General features: G+C 69.1%; 16 protein-coding genes. 13 read left to right on the top strand and 3 right to left on the bottom strand.

What is annotated here, in order from left to right; all coding sequences use genetic code 11:
- Positions 1-30: 30 nt before the first annotated feature.
- The 12 genes from ACF8ML_RS02305 (at position 31) to pbpC (ending at position 14,052) form a co-directional block, all read left to right on the top strand.
- Positions 31-558: a DUF2867 domain-containing protein gene (locus tag ACF8ML_RS02305; RefSeq protein ID WP_154833666.1), complete on the top strand. Its 528-nt coding sequence runs from the start codon at positions 31-33 to the stop codon at positions 556-558.
- A 206-nt stretch (positions 559-764) separates the two neighbouring features.
- A complete protein-coding gene (locus ACF8ML_RS02300) occupies positions 765-2,852 on the top strand; it encodes a BCCT family transporter (protein WP_026062436.1) in 2,088 nt (695 codons plus the stop codon).
- 95 nt (positions 2,853-2,947) lie between these two features.
- Entirely contained in the window at positions 2,948-3,892 is a 945-nt protein-coding gene (locus ACF8ML_RS02295) for a helix-turn-helix domain-containing protein (protein WP_016445818.1), read from the top strand.
- Positions 3,893-4,023: 131 nt separating this feature from the next.
- Positions 4,024-5,424 carry an amidase gene (locus ACF8ML_RS02290; RefSeq protein WP_392406184.1) on the top strand — a complete coding sequence of 467 codons (1,401 nt, stop codon included), beginning with the start codon at positions 4,024-4,026 and terminating at the stop codon, positions 5,422-5,424.
- 93 nt (positions 5,425-5,517) lie between these two features.
- Complete coding sequence (locus tag ACF8ML_RS02285) at positions 5,518-6,585, top strand: ABC transporter ATP-binding protein (RefSeq protein WP_046985879.1); 1,068 nt, start codon at positions 5,518-5,520, stop codon at positions 6,583-6,585.
- 91 nt (positions 6,586-6,676) lie between these two features.
- Positions 6,677-7,972, top strand: coding sequence for an ABC transporter substrate-binding protein (locus tag ACF8ML_RS02280; RefSeq protein WP_160855509.1), 1,296 nt, complete (start codon positions 6,677-6,679; stop codon positions 7,970-7,972).
- Between the two features lie 21 nt (positions 7,973-7,993).
- Positions 7,994-8,890, top strand: a complete 897-nt coding sequence (locus tag ACF8ML_RS02275) for a carbohydrate ABC transporter permease (RefSeq protein ID WP_392406181.1) — start codon at positions 7,994-7,996, stop codon at positions 8,888-8,890.
- Positions 8,887-9,735, top strand: a complete 849-nt coding sequence (locus ACF8ML_RS02270; protein ID WP_209799583.1) for a carbohydrate ABC transporter permease — start codon at positions 8,887-8,889, stop codon at positions 9,733-9,735. The genes ACF8ML_RS02275 and ACF8ML_RS02270 overlap by 4 nt, the downstream gene beginning before the upstream one ends.
- Positions 9,736-9,783: 48 nt before the next feature.
- A complete protein-coding gene (locus tag ACF8ML_RS02265; RefSeq protein WP_016447842.1) occupies positions 9,784-10,173 on the top strand; it encodes a glyoxalase/bleomycin resistance/dioxygenase family protein in 390 nt (129 codons plus the stop codon).
- Positions 10,170-11,039, top strand: a complete 870-nt coding sequence (locus ACF8ML_RS02260; RefSeq protein WP_392406178.1) for an endonuclease — start codon at positions 10,170-10,172, stop codon at positions 11,037-11,039. Before ACF8ML_RS02265 ends, ACF8ML_RS02260 begins: the two co-directional genes overlap by 4 nt.
- Before the next feature lie 94 nt (positions 11,040-11,133).
- The gene (locus ACF8ML_RS02255) at positions 11,134-11,694 is read left to right on the top strand and encodes an HdeD family acid-resistance protein (protein WP_012207099.1); all 561 of its coding nucleotides are present in this window, start codon (positions 11,134-11,136) and stop codon (positions 11,692-11,694) included.
- A gap of 33 nt (positions 11,695-11,727) precedes the next feature.
- Positions 11,728-14,052, top strand: coding sequence for a penicillin-binding protein 1C (gene pbpC, locus ACF8ML_RS02250; RefSeq protein ID WP_392406175.1), 2,325 nt, complete (start codon positions 11,728-11,730; stop codon positions 14,050-14,052).
- A gap of 38 nt (positions 14,053-14,090) precedes the next feature.
- Here pbpC and ACF8ML_RS02245 read toward each other — a convergent pair whose 3' ends face one another.
- Positions 14,091-15,056 (bottom strand): GNAT family N-acetyltransferase, encoded by a 966-nt coding sequence (locus ACF8ML_RS02245; protein WP_392406174.1) that lies wholly within the window; start codon positions 15,054-15,056, stop codon positions 14,091-14,093.
- Positions 15,057-15,211: 155 nt separating this feature from the next.
- Positions 15,212-16,870 carry an L-lactate permease gene (locus ACF8ML_RS02240; protein ID WP_016447838.1) on the bottom strand — a complete coding sequence of 553 codons (1,659 nt, stop codon included), beginning with the start codon at positions 16,868-16,870 and terminating at the stop codon, positions 15,212-15,214.
- A 219-nt stretch (positions 16,871-17,089) separates the two neighbouring features.
- Between ACF8ML_RS02240 and ACF8ML_RS02235 the strand changes: the two genes are divergently transcribed.
- Positions 17,090-18,265: an alpha-hydroxy acid oxidase gene (locus tag ACF8ML_RS02235; protein WP_016447837.1), complete on the top strand. Its 1,176-nt coding sequence runs from the start codon at positions 17,090-17,092 to the stop codon at positions 18,263-18,265.
- 64 nt (positions 18,266-18,329) lie between these two features.
- Here ACF8ML_RS02235 and ACF8ML_RS02230 read toward each other — a convergent pair whose 3' ends face one another.
- The gene (locus tag ACF8ML_RS02230; protein ID WP_392406172.1) at positions 18,330-20,030 is read right to left on the bottom strand and encodes a 2-isopropylmalate synthase; all 1,701 of its coding nucleotides are present in this window, start codon (positions 20,028-20,030) and stop codon (positions 18,330-18,332) included.
- Between the last annotated feature and the right edge of the window lie 71 nt (positions 20,031-20,101).

Genomic DNA, 20,101 nt, shown 5'->3' with positions numbered 1-20,101 from the left:
CCACCCCCTTTTTTCATCACCCTCCGCTCCATGGCACAAGTCATCCTCTCCCCGGTTCCCGCAGGCAGCGCCCTGCAGGACCGCCTCAAGACCGCCTATTTCCACGACAGCTACCAGCTGCAATTGCCGGACGACGGCAGCAGCCCCATGGCGCTGTACCTGCGCTGCGTGGGCCGCACGCCGGGCTGGATCGACTTTCTGATGCGCCTGCGCAACCGCGTGGTGGCGCCCTTCGGCATCAAGGACCTGGGCACGCTCAGCGGCGTCGATGCGCAGCGCCAGCCATCGAGCTACCGCGTGGGCGACCGCGCCGGCATCTTCCGTGTCCATGCCCTGAGCGACAGCGAGGTGGTGCTGGGCGACAGCGACAGGCACCTGGACGTGCAGGTCTCCCTCATGCGGCTGCCCGGCCCCGAGGGCACGCCGTCCGCCACCTTCACCGCCGCCATGTCCACCGTGGTCCATGTGCACAATGCCCTGGGCCGTATCTACATGCTGGGCGTGGCGCCGGCCCACCGCGTCATCGCCCCGGCCGTGGTGGCCAGGCTGGCCGGCTGACCTGGCCTGAAGGCATCACGTCAGCAAAACGGAAGCCTTCAGGGCCTGCGTCCGACGCGGGCAGACGCGAAGAGTCACGATACTTGCGGCCTTTGCCCGGCGGACATACCCCGAGCAGGGAACGCGGCCCGCCCCACAAGGGCAAGGCCGCCACCATTGCGAATCGGTTCCCGGGCACACCATTGATCACAAGAGAGAGAGGGTCTATGCCAGACATGAACACCGATCCCCGCACGGCGCCACCGGCGGCTCCGCCACCGGATGCGCCGCAGGCGGCCACGCCATCGCCTGCAGAGCCTGCACCGCGCATCACGTTCTCGGGCCCCGTCGTCATTCCTTCCCTGCTGGTGCTGGGCCTGCTGCTGCTGTACTGCGGCTTCATGCCCGACAGCGCCGACCGGCTGTTCTCCAGCGCCCAGGCCTGGGTGGTGGGGCACATGGACTGGTTCTATGCCGTCTCGGTCACGCTGTTCCTGGTCTTTCTGATCTTCGTCGCGTCCAGCCGCTTCGGCGACATCCGCCTGGGGCCCGATGATGCGGAGCCCGAGTTCAGCTTCATCTCCTGGACCGCCATGCTGTTCGCCGCCGGCATGGGCATCGGCCTGATGTACTTCGGCGTGGGCGAGCCGCTGCAGCATTTCCTCAAGCCGCCCACGGCCGTGCCTTCCACGCCGGCCGCCGCACGTGAGGCCCTGCAGTCCACCTTCTTCCACTGGGGCTTCCATGCCTGGGCCGTCTACGGGACCATGGGCCTGGTGCTGGCCTACTTCGGCTTTCGCTACAACCTGCCGCTGACCATGCGCTCGGGCCTGTACCCGCTGCTGGGCAAGCGCATCAACGGCCCCATCGGCCACAGCGTGGATGCCTTCGCGCTGGTGGGCACCATCGCGGGTATCGCCACCACGCTGGGCTACGGCGCGCTGCAGCTGGCCGCCGGCCTGCACACCCTCACGGGCTGGGACACCTCTGCGGCGGCTTTCCGCATCGCGGTCATCGTCATCGTGGTCTGCCTGGCCGGGCTGTCGGCCGTCTCGGGCCTGGACAAAGGGGTGCGGCGCCTGAGCGAGTTCAACCTCATGCTGGCCTTCATCCTGCTGGCCTTCGTCATCGTCGCCGGGCCCACGGTCTTCCTGTTCGAGGCGCTGAGCGAGAACATCGGCAACTACGTGTCTGGCCTGGTGCAGCTGTCGTTCCGCACCTTTGCCTACGAGCCGCCCAGCCAGGAAGGCTGGTTCGGCGGCTGGACCATCCTCTACTGGGCCTGGTGGATCTCCTGGTCGCCCTTCGTGGGCATGTTCATCGCACGCATCTCGCGCGGGCGCACCATCCGCCAGTTCGTGACCGGCGTGCTGCTGGTGCCCACGGCCTTCAACCTGCTGTGGATGACGGCCTTCGGCAACAGCGCCATCTGGATAGACACCCACGTGGCCATGGGCGCGTTGGGGCAGACGGCCTCGAACGTGGATGCGCTGCTGTTCCGCTTCTTCGAGTACCTGCCCTGGTTCAAGCCCGTGGCCTGGCTCACCATCGTGCTCATCGCGGTGTTCTTCGTCACCTCGGCGGACTCCGGGGCCTTCGTGGTGGACAACATCGCCTCGCGCGGCCATGCGCGTTCGCCGGTCTGGCAGCGGCTGTTCTGGGCTGCCGTGCTGGGCGCGACGGCCATGGTGCTGATGCTGGCCGGCGGCCTCAAGGCACTGCAGGCCATGACCCTGGTGGCGGCCCTGCCGGTGGCCGTCATCATGCTGGCGCTGTGCTACGGGCTGTGGCGCGGCCTGCTGGCCGACCGCGCGCACTTCTCGCCCGACCTGGCTCCGGCCACCAGCTTCTGGAGCGGCCAGCACTGGCGCAAGCGCCTGGAGCAGATCGTGCACCAGCCCTCGCGCGCCGATGTGCGCAGGTTCCTGGCTGGCGTGGTGCTGCCCGCCATGAACGAGGTGGCAGCCGAAATGCACAAGCGCGGCGTCGAGGCGGTGGTCACCGAGGACCTGGACGGCGAGGGCGCCGTGCGCCTGACCGTGCCCGATCCCTCGCTGCGCGACTTCGTCTACGGCGTGCGCGCCACGCGCCGCACGGTGCCCACCTTCCTGGTGAGCGAGGCGGCCAACGAGCAGGAGCGCCGCCATGTCTACGAGCCCATCACGTTCTTCGAGGACGGACGCCTGGGCCACGACATCCAGTACCTGCGCAGCGAGGAAGTCATCGCCGACATCCTGCGCCACTACGAGCGCTACCTGTCGCTGAGCGCCGACCAGCGCACGCATCTGCTGAACCGGGCTCCGGGCCACAGCTGAGCCGTGCCTGGCAGCGCCGCCGTCGCGGCACCCCGGGCCTTTGGGTAAACACCGGGGTGCCAGCCGGCGGCCGCCTGCGGATACTGGGCGCTGCCATGCAGCTCGAATACTCTACCCATTCGCAGGAGCCACGCCATCGTTTCGACTACTGGCATGAGGTGGTCTGCCGCCACTGCATCCCGGCCGACAGCCACCGCGCGCAGGGGGATGGTGCAGGTCCCGGCGGCTTCGGGGCCACGCTGTCCGTGCGGTCCCTGGGACTGCTGGAGATCAGTGCCATGTCGGCGCCCAGCCACCGCTGGGTGCGCAACGCAGCCCACCTGCGCCTGCATGCCCGCGATGAGCTGTGGCTGGGCTATCTGCTCCAGGGCCAGGCCGAGGTGCGCCAGGGCGGGCAAGTGGCCCGGCTGAGTGCGGGCAATCTGGTGCTTTATGACGCTGCGCAGCCCTTCGAATTCTCGGTGGCGCCCCGCGATATCCTGCTGATGCGCATTCCGCGCAGCGAATTGTTGAATCGCTTTGCCCGTGCACCCTTGCACGCGGGACGGGCGCTGCATGGCCATGCCCCGGCCGTGGCGCCGCTGCGGGCCATGCTCGGCGAGGCCATGGCCATGCCGCCTGCGCCGCACGGTGATGCCTTGGCGCAGCGCTTTGGCATGGCGCTGCTCGACGTGCTGGCCCTGGCGCTGGAGATGCAGGAAATGGCCGTGCAGCCCCGCGCGGAAAGGGACCTGCATGGCCGCATCCAGGCGTTCATCCAGGACAACCTGGGCTCGCCCGAGCTGTCGCTGCAATGGCTGGCGCAGCAGCACAACGTCTCGCCCCGTACCGTGACGCGGGCCTTTGCGCGGCACAACCAGACGCCCATGGGCCTGGTATGGCAGCTGCGGTTGCAGGCCAGCCGCCAGGCCCTGATGCAGGGGCGCTGCTCCAGCGTGACCGAGGCGGCCTTCGCGCATGGGTTCTCCGATGCGGCGCACTTCAGCCGAGCCTTTCGCAAGGCGTTCGGCTGCACGCCCCGCAGCCTGCTGGCCGCCTGAGCAAGGTCGCTGACCCTCCCGAACAAGCGTCGGTGCCGCCGGCTCCCTAGCATGGGGCTGCCGCGCGTCCCGTGCGGCTTTTCCAGTGCAACAACGGTGGCGCCCCGGAGCCGGGCGCCGGGAGACATGCCATGAACGACAGCGAACTGCACCATCTCGAACTGCTGGAGGTGGGGCGCGAGATCCAGTCCCGCCGCATTTCGTCGGAAGAGGTGACCCGCCACATGCTGGCGCGTATCGAGGCCGTGGACGCGCGGCTGCACAGCTACGTGACGGTGATGGCGCAGCAGGCGATGGAGGACGCCCGCCGCGCCGACGCCGAGATCGCGCAGGGCCGCCGCCGCGGTGCGCTGCACGGCGTGCCGCTGGCGCTCAAGGACCTGCTGTGGACCCGGGGCGTCCCCACCACGCATGGAATGACGCTGCACCGCGACCATCGCCCCACGGAAGATGCCACCGTGGTGCGCAGGCTGCGCGAGGCCGGCGCCGTCATCTTGGGCAAGCTGCAGCAGACCGAAGGCGCCTTCGCCGACCACCATCCCGAGATCACTGCCCCCGTCAACCCCTGGGGCGCCCAGCTATGGCCCGGGGCCTCGTCCAGCGGCTCGGGCGTGGCCACGGCGGCGGGGCTGTGCTTCGGATCGCTGGGCACGGACACCGGGGGCTCCATCCGCTTTCCATCGGCCGCCAACGGCATCACGGGGCTCAAGCCCACCTGGGGCAGGGTGAGCCGCCACGGCGCCTTCGAATTGGCCGCGTCCCTGGACCACATAGGCCCGATGGCGCGCAGTGCCGCCGATGCCGCAGCCATGCTCGCGGCCATCGCCGGGGCGGACCCGCTGGACCCTACGGCCAGCCAGTGCAGCGTGCCCGACTATCTGGCCCTGATGACGCGCGGATTCTCCGGCTTGCGCCTGGGCATGGACCGGCAATGGGCACTGGACGGCGTGGATGCCCCTTCCCGCCAGGCGGTGGAGCAGGCCCTGGCGGTGGCGCAGCGCCTGGGGGCCAGCGTGCAGGAAGTCCGCTTTCCCGATGCCACCCAGGCGGTGGAGGACTGGCCGGCGCTGTGCGCGGTGGAGACCGCCGTGGCGCACGGCGCCACTTTCCCTGCACGGCGCGAGGCCTATGGCCCCGGGCTCGCCGGGCTGATCGACCTGGGGCTGGGCCTGTCCGCCACCGACTACCAGCGGCTGCTGCTGCGCCGCGCGGACTTCACGGGCCGGGTACGCGCACTCTTCGCGCAGGTGGACCTGCTGCTGGTCCCCGCCACGGCCTTTGGGGCCCCCACGCTGCAGCGCATGGCGCATTTCGGCTCCGATGCCGAGCTGTTCTCGGGCATGCTGCGCTACACCTGCCCGTTCGACCTGACGGGCAGCCCCACGATCACGCTGCCCGGCGGACGCACTCCCGAGGGCGCGCCCGTGGCCTTCCAGTTCGTGGCCCCCGACTTCCGCGAAGACCTGCTGGTGCGCGCGGGCTGGGCGTTCCAGCAGGCCACGGACTGGCACAGACGGCACCCTGCTGCCTGAGCTGCCTGAGCTGCCTGAGCTGCCTGAGCTGCGCGGGGCGCCAGTCCGGTGGCGCGACACGGGCCTGTCACACAGCCTTCCTAGACTGGCGTGATGTCCTTGATCGAGATGGAAGGTGTTGCCAAGTCCTGGGGCGGCACCACGGCACTGCAGGCGCTGGATCTGCGCATTGAACCCGGATCCTTTTGCGTGCTGCTCGGTCCCTCGGGCTGCGGCAAGTCCACCACGCTGCGCATCATCGCGGGCCTGGAAAGCGCCACCTCGGGCCGTGTGCGCATCGATGGGCAGGACGTCACCCAACTGCCGCCCGCTCGGCGCGGCATTGCCATGGTGTTCCAGAACTACGCGCTGTTCCCGCACCTGACGGTGGCGCAGAACATCGGCTTCGGCCTGTCCGTGCGCAAGGTCCCGGCGGCCGAGGCACGCCGGCGCATCGACGAGGCCGCCGCGCTGCTGGGCCTGGACGCGCTGCTGGCGCGCCGGCCCGGCCAGCTGTCGGGCGGCCAGCAGCAGCGCGTGGCGCTGGGCCGCGCCCTGGTGGCCCGCGCCCGGGTCTGCCTGATGGATGAGCCGCTGTCCAACCTCGACGCCCAGCTGCGCCAGGAAATGCGCACCGAGCTGCGCGAGCTGCAGCGGCGCCTGGGCCTGACCGTGGTCTATGTCACGCACGACCAGGCCGAGGCCATGGGCATGGCCGACCAGGTGGTGCTGCTCAGCCAGGGGCGCGTGGAGCAATGCGCCGCGCCCCAGGAGATCTACCGCCGGCCCGCCACCACCTTTGCCGCGCGCTTCATCGGCACGCCGGCCATGAACATCGCGCGCCTCGACGGCCTGCACATCGCGGGCAGCCATGCCAGCGCCGCGCCCGCCGGCCTGCAGCAGCCGGGCCAGGCGCGCTGGCTGGGCGTCAGGCCCGAGGACATGCGCCTGTCGCTCCATGGCGATGTCGGCAGCGGCCCCGTGGTGGCTGCCGACATCGAGAGCCTCGAATACCTGGGCGCCGACCTGGTGCTGCGCTGCCGCGTGGGCAGCGAACAACTGATGGTGCGCACCGCTGGCAGCCAGCTCGGCGGCCTGCAGCCGGGCCAGCTCGTGGGCCTGCGCTGGGCGCGCGAGGCCACGCATTTCTTTGACGAACAGGGGCGGCGCTGCGCGGCCTGAGGCCGTGGCACCGCTCCTATCTTCCTCCGCAGTTCCACCGTTTCAGCCGTTCCGGCTTTCGCACCCGAAGCACCTTCCAGGAGAGTCCGCCATGCAACGCCATGCCTTCCTCAAAACCCTCGCAGCCGCTGCCGCCCTGGCCGCCACGGGCCTGCTGCACACCGCCAGCGCGCAGACGCCGCTGGAGGTGCCGTTCTACTTTCCCGTGGCCGTGGGCGGCCCCATCACCAAGGTGATCGACGGCTATGCGGCCGAGTTCAACAAGGCCCATCCGCAGTACCGGATCACGCCCGTCTATGCGGGCACCTACCAGGAGACCATCGTCAAGGCGCTGACGGCCCACAAGTCGGGCAAGCCGCCGGCCACCTCGGTGCTGCTGTCCACCGACATGTTCACGCTGATCGACGAGGACGCCATCGCCCCCATCGACGACTTCGTGAAGACCGATGCCGACCGGGCCTGGCTCAAGGGCTTCTACCCGGCCTTCATGGCCAACAGTCAGGCGGGCGGCAAGACCTGGGGCGTGCCCTTCCAGCGTTCCACCGTGGTCATGTACTACAACAAGGAAGCCTTCAAGGAAGCCGGCCTGGACCCGAACAAGGCGCCGCAGAACTGGAAGGAGCTCAAGGAAGCCGCCCACAGGCTGACGAAGAAGGACGCCAGCGGCAAGGTCGTGCAGTACGGCATCCAGATCCCGTCCACCGGCTTTGCCTACTGGATGCTGCAGACGCTGACCACGCCCAATGACGTGCTGCTGGCCAACGAGGCAGGCACCCAGGTCACGCTGGACAGCCCCAAGGTAGTGGAGGCGCTGGACTTCTGGGTGGGCCTGGTCAAGGAAGGCGTGCACCCTGCCGGCGTGGTGGAGTGGGGCACGACGCCCAAGGACTTCATGGAAAGGAAGGCCGCCATCATCGTCACCACCACGGGCAACCTGACCAATATCCGTGCCAATGCCAAATTCGACTTCGGCGTGGGCCAGATCGCAGGCAACGTGCGCAAGGGCTCGCCCACGGGCGGGGGCAACTTCTACCTGTTCAAGAAGGCGCCCCGGGAGCAGCAGGAGGCGGCCTTCCAGTTCATGAAGTGGGTCACCCAGCCCCCGCTGGCCGCGCAGTGGAGCATGGACAGCGGCTACGTGGCCGTCTCGCCCGCCGCCTATGACACGCCCGCGCTCAAGAAGTACGGCCAGGACTTCCCGCAGGCCCTGGTGGCGCGCGACCAGCTGCCCGTGTCGGTGGCCGAGTTCTCCACGCATGAGAACCAGCGCGTGACCAAGGTGCTCAACGACGCCGTGCAGGCCGCCCTCAACGGCAGCAAGACCTCGGCCCAGGCCCTGCAGGATGCGCAAAGGGAGGCCGACCGCATCCTGCGCCGCTACAAGTGATGGCCTCGCGCCGTTGACCGCATGAGCCACGCTTCCTCCTCTTTTGCGAGCGGCCGCCAGGCCGTCCATGCCTGGCTGATGCTGCTGCCGGCGCTGGTGCTGCTGGTGGCTTTCACGCACTGGCCGGCCGTGGCCACGCTGATCGACAGCCTGCATGCCACGCCGCGCGGCGGCCAGCCGGGGCCATGGGTGGGGCTGGAGAACTACGCCGTCATGTTGGACGACCCGGTGTTCTGGCAGGCCGTGCGCAACAACCTGTGGTTTGCGGCGGCCACGATTCCGCTGTCCATGGCGCTGGCGCTGGCCATGGCGCTGTGGGTCAACGAGAGGCTGGCCGGCCGCGCCTTCGTGCGCATGGCGTACTTCACGCCCACGGTGTTGCCCATGATTGCCGTGGCCAACATCTGGCTGTTCTTCTACACACCGCAGTACGGGCTGCTGGAGCAGCTGCGAGGCGCAGTGGGCCTTCCCGCGCACAACTGGCTGGGCGACCCGTCCACGGCGCTGGCCTGCGTGACCGTGGTGGCGGTGTGGAAGGAGGCGGGCTTTTTCATGATCTTCTACCTGGCCGCGCTGCAGACGCTCAACCCCAGCCTCAAGGAGGCGGCGGCCATCGAGGGGGCCTCGCGCTGGTACTTCCTGCGCCGCGTGCAGTGGCCGCTGCTGATGCCGACCACGCTGTTCGTGCTGGTCAATGCGGTGATCAATGCCTTCCGCCTGGTGGACCACCTCTTCATCCTCACGCGCGGCGGGCCGGACAACGCCTCCACGCTGCTGCTCTATCACCTGTACGAAGTGGGCTTCAAGTTCTGGGACACGGGCTATGCGGCGGCCATCACCGTGGTGCTGGTCGTGGTGCTTGCGGCCGTGGCGCTGCTGCAGTTCTTCGTGCTCGACAAGAAGGTGCACTACCAATGAGCGCCGCACCCGTTGCCCCGCGCCATGCGCCGCCCGCGCTGTACGGCGCCACCTGGCTGGACACGCTGGCCGCCTGGCTGCTGGCCCTGCTGTGGATACTGCCGCTGGCCTATGCGTTCTGGACGGCCTTCCATCCGCCCGAATACTCGGCACGCTTCGACCTGGCCGCGCCCTGGACGCTGGAGAACTTTCGCCGTGCCTGGCAGGCCGCGCCCTTTGCGCGCTATTTCCTGAACACGGCCGTGCTGGTGGCCATGATCCTGGCGGCCCAGCTGGTGCTGGGCACGCTGGCCGCCTATGCCTTTGCACGCTACCGCTTTCGCGGCCAGGGCCTGGCCTTTGCGCTGGTGCTGGTGCAGCTGATGATCATGCCGGACATCCTGCTGGTGGCGAACTACCAGACCGTGTCGCGACTGGGCGCCGTCGATACGCTGCTGGGCATAGGCCTGCCGTACTTCGCATCGGCCTTTGCGATCTTTTTGCTGCGCCAGACCTTCCTGGGCATTCCCCGGGAACTGGACGAGGCCGCGCGGGTGGAGGGTGCCAGCACCCTGCAGATCCTGTGGCGCGTCTACGTGCCGCTGGCGCGGCCCGTGTACCTGGCGTTTGCGCTGGTGTCGGTGAGCTTTCACTGGAACAACTTCCTGTGGCCGCTGATCATCACCAACAGCGTGCAGGCGCGCCCGCTCACTGTGGGCCTGCAGGTGTTCTCCAGCGTGGAGTCTGGCGTGGAGTGGGCCACCATCACGGCCGCCACGTTGATGAGCTCGGGCCCGCTGCTGGTGGCCTTCGTGCTGTTCCAGCGCCAGTTCGTGCAGAGCTTCATGCGTGCGGGGATCAAGTGAGGGCGGTGCTAAAGTTCCTTGTCCCAGCCTTTCACCCCGAGGTCCACCATGTCCGGTCCCGCATCCGCAGGTCTGTTCATCTACGCCAAGCAGCCCGACAGGCTGGCGCTGTTCTACATGGAGGTGCTGGCCATGCGCATGCTGCACCACACGAGCGAGCTCATGGTGCTGCAGTCGCCGGACCTGCAACTGGTGCTGCACGCCATTCCCGAGGCGATTGCGCGGCACATCACCATCACCGAGCCACCCCAGCCGCGCGAGAACGTGGCCATCAAGTTCTTTGCCACCGTGAAAAGCTTTGCGGCCGTGCGCCCCCTGGTCATCGCCCATGGCGGCCAGCTGTGGGAGCAGTCCTGGCTGGGCCCGGGCTTTCGCGTGTGCAACGCCATGGACCCCGAAGGCAACCTGTTCCAGCTGCGCGAGCCGCTGTCCGCATGATGCAGATCCTCACCTGGAACACCCAATGGTGCCTGGGCCTGGACGGCCGCATGGACCCGGAGCGCATCGTGGCGCATGCGCTGTCCATGGCCGATATCGACGTGCTGTGCCTGCAGGAAATCGCCATCCACTATCCGGGCCTGCAGGGCGCGCCCGGCGACCAGGTGGAGCAGATCCGCCAGGCCCTTCCCGAAGGCTGGAAGGTCTTCTTCGGCGCCGCCGTGGACGAATTCACGGCCGTGGGCCGGCAGCGCTTCGGCAACCTGGTGGCCACGCGCCTGCCTGCTCTGCAGGTGGCCCATCACCGCCTGCCGTATCCGCACGATGGCGGCGTGCGCAGCATGCCGCGCTGCTGCACGGCAGTGACCGTGATGGATGCCGCACTGGGCCCCGTGCGCGTGATGAGCACCCACCTCGAATATTTCTCGCGCCGCCAGCGCATGGCCCAGGCGCTGGCGCTGCGTTCCCTGCAGATCGAGGCCCTGGGCCAGGCCGAGGCGCCGCCCCAGCCAGCCAGCGACGGCTCGCCCCAGCAGACCAAGCCCCACACGACGCATGCCGTGCTCTGCGGCGACTTCAACTTCGAGCCGCACGAGGATGAATACGCCGGCCTGTCCGCCCCCTGGGCGGCCGGCGAGCAGGGCGCCCTGAGCGCAGGCCAATGGCACAACAGCTGGAGCGTGCTGCACCCGGACAAGCCCCAGCCGCCCACCTTCCGGTTGTTCGACCGCCAGTGGGGCCCCGAGCCCGGCGCCTGCGATTTCGCCTGGGTCAGCGACAGCCTGCGCGGCCATGTGCGTGGCTGGGCCGTGGACAGCGACACAAGGCTCTCGGACCACCAGCCCGTGCTGCTGCAGCTGGATTGATCCAGGTCAGGGTCCGCCGCCAAGCCGGCCTTCGCCTACAGACAGTGTGGCGGGCCTGCTCCAAGGTCATGGGGACTGTTTTGAAGGAGCATCCATGAGCCCCAATCCGCTGTCCACGATTCTTCACCGCACCTGGTGGGTGCTGCTGCTGCGCGGCCTGGTCGCCATCGCCTTCGGCGTGCTGACCTGGGCGCAGCCGGCGGTATCGCTGGCGGCGCTGGTGCTGACCTTCGGTGCCTTCACCTTCGTCGATGGCCTGCTGGGCGTGTATTCGGCCATCCAGGGGCGCGACCAGATGCGCCATTGGTGGGTGCTGCTGCTGTGGGGCCTGGCCGGCGTGGTGGTGGGCGTGCTCACCGTGGTCGCGCCCGGCGTCACGGCCCTGGTCATGACGCTGTACATCGGCGCCTGGGCCCTGGTCACGGGCCTGCTGCAGATCGTGGCGGCCGTGCGGCTGCGCAAGGAGATCACGGGCGAGTGGCTGCTGATCCTGGGCGGCGTGCTGTCTGTGCTGTTCGGCGCCTTTGTGCTGGCCCAGCCGGGCGCGGGCATGATGGCCATGCTCTGGGTGCTGGCCACGTATGCGGTGGTCTTCGGCGTGCTCATGGTGCTGCTGTCCTTCAAGCTCAAGAAGGGCATACGCCATTCTTCCTGAGCCGCTGGCCCAAAGGCGGACAATGCCGGCTCCATGATCGAATCCCGGCGACCTTCCCCCTTCATGCGTCTTTCCCGCGCGGCCCTGGCGGCCGCGCTGCTGTTCGCGGCGGCCGGTGCCGCCCAGGCGCTGCCCAGCTTTTCCGAAGTCCGCGAAGGCCACCGCTCCTCCGAGACCGAACTGCTCTCGCGCGAGGGCGAGGTGCTGCAGCGCCAGCGCACCGACGCCAGCGTGCGCCGTGGCGACTGGGTGGCCCTGGCCGACATCTCGCCCGCGCTGCGCACGGCCCTGGTGCTCAGCGAGGACAAGCGCTTCTACGAGCACAGCGGCGTGGACTGGGCGGCCGTGTCCGCCGCCGCCTGGGGCAACCTCTGGAACCAGCGCACGCGCGGCGCCAGCACCATCACCATGCAGTTGGCGGGCCTGCTGGACGGCGACTGGCGCCAGGGCCCGGGCGGGCGCAGCGTGGTGCAGAAACTGGGCCAGACCGTGTCGGCCCAGGTGCTGGACCGGCGCTGGCGCAAGGACCAGATCCTGGAGGCCTACCTGAACCTGGTGCCCTTCCGGGGCGAGATCGTGGGCATCGATGCGCTGTCGCGCACCCTGTTCGGCAAGGCCGCGCACGGGCTGGACGCACGTGAGGCCGCCATTGCCGCCGCCCTGGTGCGTGCCCCCAACGCCTCGCCCGAGCGCGTGGGCCGGCGCGCCTGCGGCGTGCTGCAGTCGCTGGCGCCCGAGGATGCGGCGGCGCGCGACTGCACGGCCATGGAACTGCTCACCGCCAGCGTGCTGCTGCGCCGGCAATGGGCGGCCAGCGAAGGCCAGGCCCCCCACCTGGCGCGCCGCCTGCTGGCCGAGCCGCAGTCCAAAGGCCAGGCCCGCGTGCGCTCCACGCTGAGCGCGCCCGTGCAGCGCTTTGCCGTGCAAAGCCTGCAGCAGCAACTGCGCGAGCTGCAGGGCCGCAACGTGGAGGACGGCGCCATCGTCGTGCTGGACAACGCCACGGGCGAGGTGCTGGCCTGGGTGGGCTCGTCGGGCGAATTGAGCCAGGCGGCCGAGGTGGATGGCGTCACGGCCATGCGCCAGCCCGGCTCCACCCTCAAGCCCTTTCTCTATGCCCAGGCGATTGCCGAGCGGCGGCTGACGGCGGCCTCGCTGATCGAGGATTCATCGGCCCACATTCCCACGCAGAACGGGCTCTACATCCCGCAGAACTACGACCGGCGCTTCAAGGGCTGGGTCTCGGCGCGCACGGCGCTGGCGTCGTCGCTCAACGTGCCGGCCGTGCGCACCCTGGTCATGGTCACGCCCGATGCCTTCTTCTCGCAACTGCAGCGCCTGGGCCTGCCGCTGCGCGAAAGCGGCGGCTACCACGGCTTCAGCCTGGCGCTGGGCAGTGCCGAGGTGCCGCTGCTGCAGCTCACCAACGCCTACCGCGCCCTGGCCAACGGCGGGCAGCTGACGCCCGTGCGCTGGGCGGCGCAGCCCACGGGCGCGGGGTCCGCAGCGCAAAAGCCGGCTGCGCCCGTGCAGGCCATCGACGCACGCGCGGCCTTCATCGTGGGCGACATCCTGTCCGATCCCATGGCGCGCGCGCCCACCTTCGGCACCGACAGCGTGCTGGCCACGCGCTTCTGGACGGCCGTCAAGACCGGCACCAGCAAGGACATGCGCGACAACTGGGCCGTGGGCTGGTCGCAGCGCTACACCGTGGGCGTGTGGGTGGGCAATGCGCGCGGCGAGGCCATGCACTCGGTCAGCGGCACCAGCGGCGCGGCACCTGTCTGGGCCGCCGTGATGGGCTTCCTGCATGCCCGCACACCCAGCCGCGCGCCCAAGGCGCCGGCGGGCGTGCTGCAGCAGGCCGTGCGCTTCGGCCCCGATGCGTCGGGCCTGCCGCTGGAGAGCGCGCGCAGCGAATGGTTCGTGGCGGGCACGCAGCAGAGCCTGTTCGCCATGGCGGGCAGCGGCCTGCCTGCCGCATCCGCATCGACACGCGGGACTTCGGCCGCCTCGCCCGTGCGCATTGCGCGCCCGGCCAACGGCACCATCCTCGCGCTGGACCCCGACATTCCGCCAGACCGCCAGCGCGTGCAGCTGTCGGCCCGCCCCGCAGGCACGGCCGCCACGCAGGAATGGCAGGACGCCAGCCTGCGCTGGCGCATGGTCAGTGCTGCCGCGCCCGGCGCGGCCGAGCCGCCGCCCAAGGAGATCGGCCGGGGGGCTGCCGCCGCCTGGATGCCCTGGCCCGGCCGCCACCGGCTGGAACTGGTCGATGCCAAGGGGCAGGTGCTGGACAGCGTGCAGGTGGAGGTGCGCGGCGCCGGCGTGGTGGCTTCGCGCGCGGGCGGGCGCTGAAGGCCGCAGTGCGGCCCCAGGGCAGCCTCAGGGCAGCATCAGGGCCGAGCCCGCACGAAGCGCTGCTCGGTCACGGTCTCGCCCCATTGCTGGCCCGGCCATTCCTCGGCCAGGGTGAAGCCTGACGATTCGTAGAGCCGGCGTGCCTCATCCAGGCCGCTGAACGTCCACAGCTGGGTGGCCTCGAAGGCCTGCTGGTCGCAGAACGCCAGGGCCTGCTGCAGCAGCTGGCGCCCCGTGCCGGCGCCGCGCAGGCCGTCGTCCAGGATGAACCAGCGCAGGTGCGCCTGGCGGTCCTCGGGGTGCTTGGCCAGGTCCTCGCCATCGATGGCCACGGAGCCCACGACGCGGTCGCCGTCCAGCGCCGTCCACAGCTGGTTGCAGGGCTTGTCCAGCCGGCTAGCGAACTCGGCCAGGCCGCTGGCCACGCGGCTTTCGAAGAAGACGCCGAAACCTGCGTGGCGTGCATAGAAGCGCGCATGCATTTCCACGATGCGGCCGATGCAGCCGGGCCGGTATCCGGGCAGGACCTGTATCTGCGCGGGTGCGGGCAGGGGCTCCTCCTGCCGATGCGCCTGCAGTGCCTGGGCGTAGAGGGCCAGCCCGCGCGAGACCGCCTGTTGCTGCGGCGGCTGCATGCGGTCCAGCGCGGCCGTCACCTGCTGGCGCCCGAAGGCCTCGATGGCGGCCAGCGTGCGCCGGCCCTTGGCGGTGAGGGCCAGCCGCTTGACGCGGCCGTCCTCGCCATCGGCGGCTTCCTTCAGCTCGCCGGCCTCCACCAGCTTGCGCACCATGCGGCTGACGCTGGATTTCTCCAGCCCCAGCGCCTGGGCCAGCTGCGAGGCCGCCATGGACCCCTGCGCGCCGATCTCCAGGATGGCGTGCACGGCCGAGGGCGGATAGTCCGTGGCCGCCAGCGTGGCCTGCATGAAGCCCAGCTCGCGCACCATCTGGCGCGAGGCGGCGCGGATGTCGTCCACCAGGGAAAGATCGTGCTGCGGCATGGGTGCTCCTTGGGGCCGTGCAGGGTTTGAATATGGTTGCATGGTACAACCATAGATGCCGCTGCGCATCTGTTGATGCAGCGATGCATACCCCAGGCGCAAAAAAGCCGCCCGGCGCATGCGGGCGGCTGGGGCCTGGCGCAGATGCGCAAGGCTCAATTGACCATCAGGCGGAACGGCCAGACATAGGCCTGCAGCGTCACGAAGATGCCCATCAGGCAGGCCAGGGCGACGGAGTGGAAGAACACGTAGCGCAGGATGTCGCCCTCGTGGTTGAACCAGCGCGTGGCCGTGGAGGCGACGACGATGGACTGCGCATCGATCATCTTGCCCATCACGCCACCCGAGCTGTTGGCCGCGCCCATGAGGTTGGGCGACAGGCCCAGCTGCTCGGCCGCCACCTTCTGCATGCCGCCGAACAGCACGTTCGATGCCGTGTCCGAACCCGTGAGCGCCACGCCCAGCCAGCCCATCAGCGTGCCGAAGAAGGGGTAGAACACGCCGGTGTTGGCGAAGGCCAGGCCCAGCGTGGTGTCGGTGCCCGAGTAGCGCGTCAGCGTGCCCAGCGCCAGCATCAGCACGATGGTGATGAGCGAATAACGCACCAGCCAGAGGGTGCGCACGAACTGGCTGACCAGTTGCACGGGGTTGTACTTCATGACCAGGCCGCCCACGATGGCCGACAGCAGGATGCCCGTGCCCGTGGCCGACAGCAGGTTCAGCGTGTAGATGGCGCCTTCCTTGGTGGGCTGGCGCACCACGGGCGGCACCTTCTCGACCATGTTGTGCAGGCCTTCCATGGGAAAGGCCGGTGCGAACAGGCCATTGAGCGCCGCCTTGACCGAGGGCAGGCCCCAGATGAAGACGAAGACCGTGAGGATGGCCCAGGGCGTCCAGGCGCGGATCACGTCGGCGCGCGGGTGCTGGGTCACGGCGCGGGGCGCCTGGGCCTCGCCGCCGCTGCTCTCATGGCCCTTGAGCGAGGTCGAGCGCCAGATGGTCCTGGGCTGCCATATGCGCAGGAAGCCGACCGTGCAGACCATGGAGACGATGGCCGCGATGATGTCCACCAGCTCGGGTCCGATGAAGTTGGACACCAGGTACTGCGGAATGGCGAAGGACACGCCGGTCACCAAAATGATGGGCCAGATCTCCATCATGGCCTTGCGCCCAGCAAAGGCCCAGATCAGCCAGAACGGCACCAGCACCGAGAAGAACGGCAGCTGGCGGCCGACCATGGCCGTGACCTCCATCAGGTCGTAGCCATGGACCTTGGCCAGCGTGATCACCGGCGTGCCCAGCGCGCCGAAGGCCACGGGCGCGGTATTGGCGATCAGCGACAGGCCCGAGGCGGCCAGCGGCGAAAAGCCCAGGCCGATGAGGATGGCCGCCGTCACGGCCACGGGCGTGCCGAAGCCGGCCGCGCCCTCGAAGAAGGCGCCGAAGGCGAAGGCGATCAGCAGCAGCTGGATGCGCCTGTCCTCGGTGATGCCGGCAATGGAGTCCTGCAGGATCTTGAAGCTGCCGTTCTTTTCGGTCAGCTGGTGCAGGAAGATGATGTTCAGGACGATCCAGCCGATGGGCAGCAGCCCCGTGAAGCCGCCGAACAGCGCCGCGCGCCCGGCCATGCCGGCCGGCATGTTGTAGACGAAGACCGCGATCACCAGCGCGGCAACCAGCCCGGCGCCGGCCGCCAGATGGGCCTTCATGTGCAAAAAGCCCAGTCCCACCAGCATGACCACGACCGGAATGGCCGCAAGCAGTGTGGACAGCCACATGTTGGAAAGAGGGTCGTAGACCTGTTGCCAAACCATAGGAGCTTCTCCTGAAGAGTTTTTAGGATGTTGTGCGGGGCGGATCGTTACTCCCATGGCGGTTTGGCGCACTAGCGTTAGCCCTGGGTTGGGCTGCGAGAGAGAAAATTTCAATCGGCGCACAAATCACTTCAAACCCGAACGGGTGGCCGGAGCCCGCGCACGGCACTACCATGCTCGGCAGTCCCGCGGCATGCGGGTTCCAGAAAGCCAGAAAACGTGTCCACCGACCTTTCCAAAATCACCTGCATCGAAGACCTGCGCGTCGTGGCCCAGCGCCGCGTGCCGCGCATGTTCTATGACTACGCCGATTCGGGCTCCTACACCCAGGGCACCTACCGCGCCAACGAGGACGACTTCCACCGGATCAAGCTGCGCCAGCGCGTGGCCGTGAACATGGAGGGGCGCAGCACGCGCACCACCATGATCGGCGAGCAGGTCGCCATGCCCGTGGCCATCGCGCCCACGGGCCTGACCGGCATGCAGCATGCCGACGGCGAGATCCTGGGCGCGCGCGCGGCCAAGGCCTTCGGCATTCCGTTCACGCTGTCCACCATGAGCATCTGCTCCATCGAGGACATTGCCGAGCACACGGGCCGCCATCCGTTCTGGTTCCAGCTCTATGTGATGCGCGACCGCCGGTTCATGGAGCGCCTGATCGAGCGTGCCCGCGCGGCCAACTGCTCGGCCCTGGTGCTGACGCTGGACCTGCAGATCCTGGGCCAGCGCCACAAGGACATCAAGAACGGCCTGTCCACGCCACCGAAGCCCACGCTGCGCAACCTGGCCAACCTGGCGACCAAGCCGCACTGGTGCCTGGGCATGCTGGGCACCAAGCGCCGCACCTTCGGCAACATCGTCGGACATGTGGATGGCGTGGCCGACATGAGTTCGCTGTCGTCGTGGACCGCCAGCCAGTTCGATCCCAGCCTGAACTGGGGCGACGTGGAGCGCATCAAGAAGCTCTGGGGCGGCAAGCTCATCCTCAAGGGCATCATGGACGCCGAGGACGCGCGCCTGGCGGCCGACAGCGGCGCCGACGCGCTCGTCGTCAGCAACCACGGCGGGCGCCAGCTCGACGGCGCACCCTCGTCCATCGAGGCGCTGCCGGGCATTGCCGAGGCGGCGGGCAAGGACATCGAGGTCTGGATGGACGGCGGCATCCGCAGCGGGCAGGACGTGCTCAAGGCGCGTGCCCTGGGCGCCCAGGGCACCATGATCGGCCGCAGCTTCCTCTACGGCCTGGGTGCCTACGGCGAGCATGGCGTGACGCGCGCCCTGCAGATCATCCAGAAGGAGCTGGAGACCACCATGGCCTTCTGCGGCCACACGCAGATCGATACCGTGGACCGCAGCATCCTGCTGCCCGGAACCTATCCGGGCGCCGTGCGCTGAACCGGCAAAAGCTGCACGAGAAAAGGACCGCCTCGGCGGTCCTTTTTTCCTTTCAGGCTGCGCCTCAGGCTTGGGCAGGTACGCGCCGGTTTTCCGGCTGCGCCGCCACCAGCCGGCCCGCCGCATGCAGCACCGCCAGGATGGAGGCGGTCACGATGTTGGCATGGCGCCCCGCACCGAAGCGCGTGCCCGCCACGCCGGGCAGGGCGGCCTCGACGATGGCCAGCGCCGTGGCGCCGGCGCCCTGGCCCAGGCTGCGCTCCTCGTAGTGGTCTATGCGCAGCGCCACGCCCAGGTGCTGGCCGATGGCAGCGGCCACGGCGTCGATGGGACCGCTGCCCTCGCCATGCAGCTGCATTCGAAGCCCGTCCGTCCGCACCACTTCCAGCGCAATGCCCTGGCCCTTGGCGCTGTCGAACAGATAGTGGCTGTGGTAGCGCCAGGGAAGCTGCCGGGGTGCGAGGTAGGTGGACTTGAACAGCTCCCACAGGTCTTCACTGGCCAGCTCGGCCTCGCTGGCGTCGGCCTGGCGCTGCACCACGGCGCTGAATTCCACCTGCATGCGCCGGGGCATGGTCACGCCATGGTCGCGCTGCAGCAGGAAGGCGATGCCGCCCTTGCCCGACTGGCTGTTGACGCGCACGATGCTGTCGTAGGTGCGGCCCAGGTCCTGCGGGTCGATGGGCAGGTAGGGGACGCGCCAGGGCGCATCGGGCCGTTGCGCCGCAAAGCCCTTGGCGATGGCGTCCTGGTGCGAGCCCGAAAACGCCGTGAACACCAGGTCGCCCACATAGGGGTGGCGCGGGTGGATGGGCAGGGCCGTGCATTCCTCCGCAATGCGCGCCACGGCGGCGATGTCCGAGAAGTCCAGTCCCGGCGCGATGCCCTGCGTGTACAGGTTGAGCGCCAGCGTCACCACATCGAGGTTGCCGCTGCGCTCGCCATTGCCGAACAGGCAGCCTTCCACGCGCTGGGCGCCGGCCAGCAGCGCCTGCTCGGCGCAGGCCACGCCCGTGCCCCGGTCGTTGTGCGGGTGCACGGACAGCACGATGTGCTCGCGTCGCTCCAGGCGGCGGTGCATCCACTCGATCTGGTCGGCGAAGACATTGGCCGTGCTCACCTCCACCGTGGTCGGCAGGTTGATGATCATGGGCCGCGCGGGGCCTGCATCCCAGGCGCGGATGGCCGCGTTGCACACGGCCAGCGATACCTCCAGCTCGGCCATGCAGAACGTCTCGGGCGAGTACTGCAGAACCCATTCGGTCTCGGGGTGGGCATCGGTCAGTTCGCGCAGCAGGGCGATGTGCCGCTCCACCATGGCGATGATCTCGGGCACCTGCATGCCGAAGACGATCTCGCGCCAGGCCGGTGCCACGGCGTTGTAGAAGTGCACGATGGCGCGCCGCGCGCCGGCCACGCTGTCCACCGTGGCGCGGATCAGGTCCTCGCGCAGCTGGGTGATGACCATGGGCGTCACGTCGGCGGGGATCAGCCCTTCGTCGATCAGGTGGCGCACGATGGCGTAGTCGGTCTGCGAGGCAGAGGGAAAGCCCACCTCGATCTCCTTGAAGCCTATGCGCACCAGCTCGTGGAACAGGCGCAGCTTGCGCTCGCGGTTCATGGGCTCGAACAGGGCCTGGTTGCCGTCGCGCAGGTCGGTGGACAGCCACACGGGCGCCTGGCTCAGCTGGCGCGAAGGCCATTGGCGGTCGGGCAGGTCGACGGCGGGGAAGGGAAGGTATCTGGACGCGGGATTCTTCAGCATGCGGGCCTCGCAGGAAACGCTGGGTATGCAGCCACCGGATCGGCCGGCAGCCCCGCTCTCCTGGCTTCCCG

Origin of the sequence: Delftia sp. WSY_10, assembly GCF_043104705.1 — a bacterium.
Lineage (GTDB): Bacteria > Pseudomonadota > Gammaproteobacteria > Burkholderiales > Burkholderiaceae_C > Comamonas > Comamonas tsuruhatensis.
The sequence above is the reverse complement of the archived record's forward strand: the minus strand, read 5'-3'. Positions and strand labels throughout refer to the sequence as shown.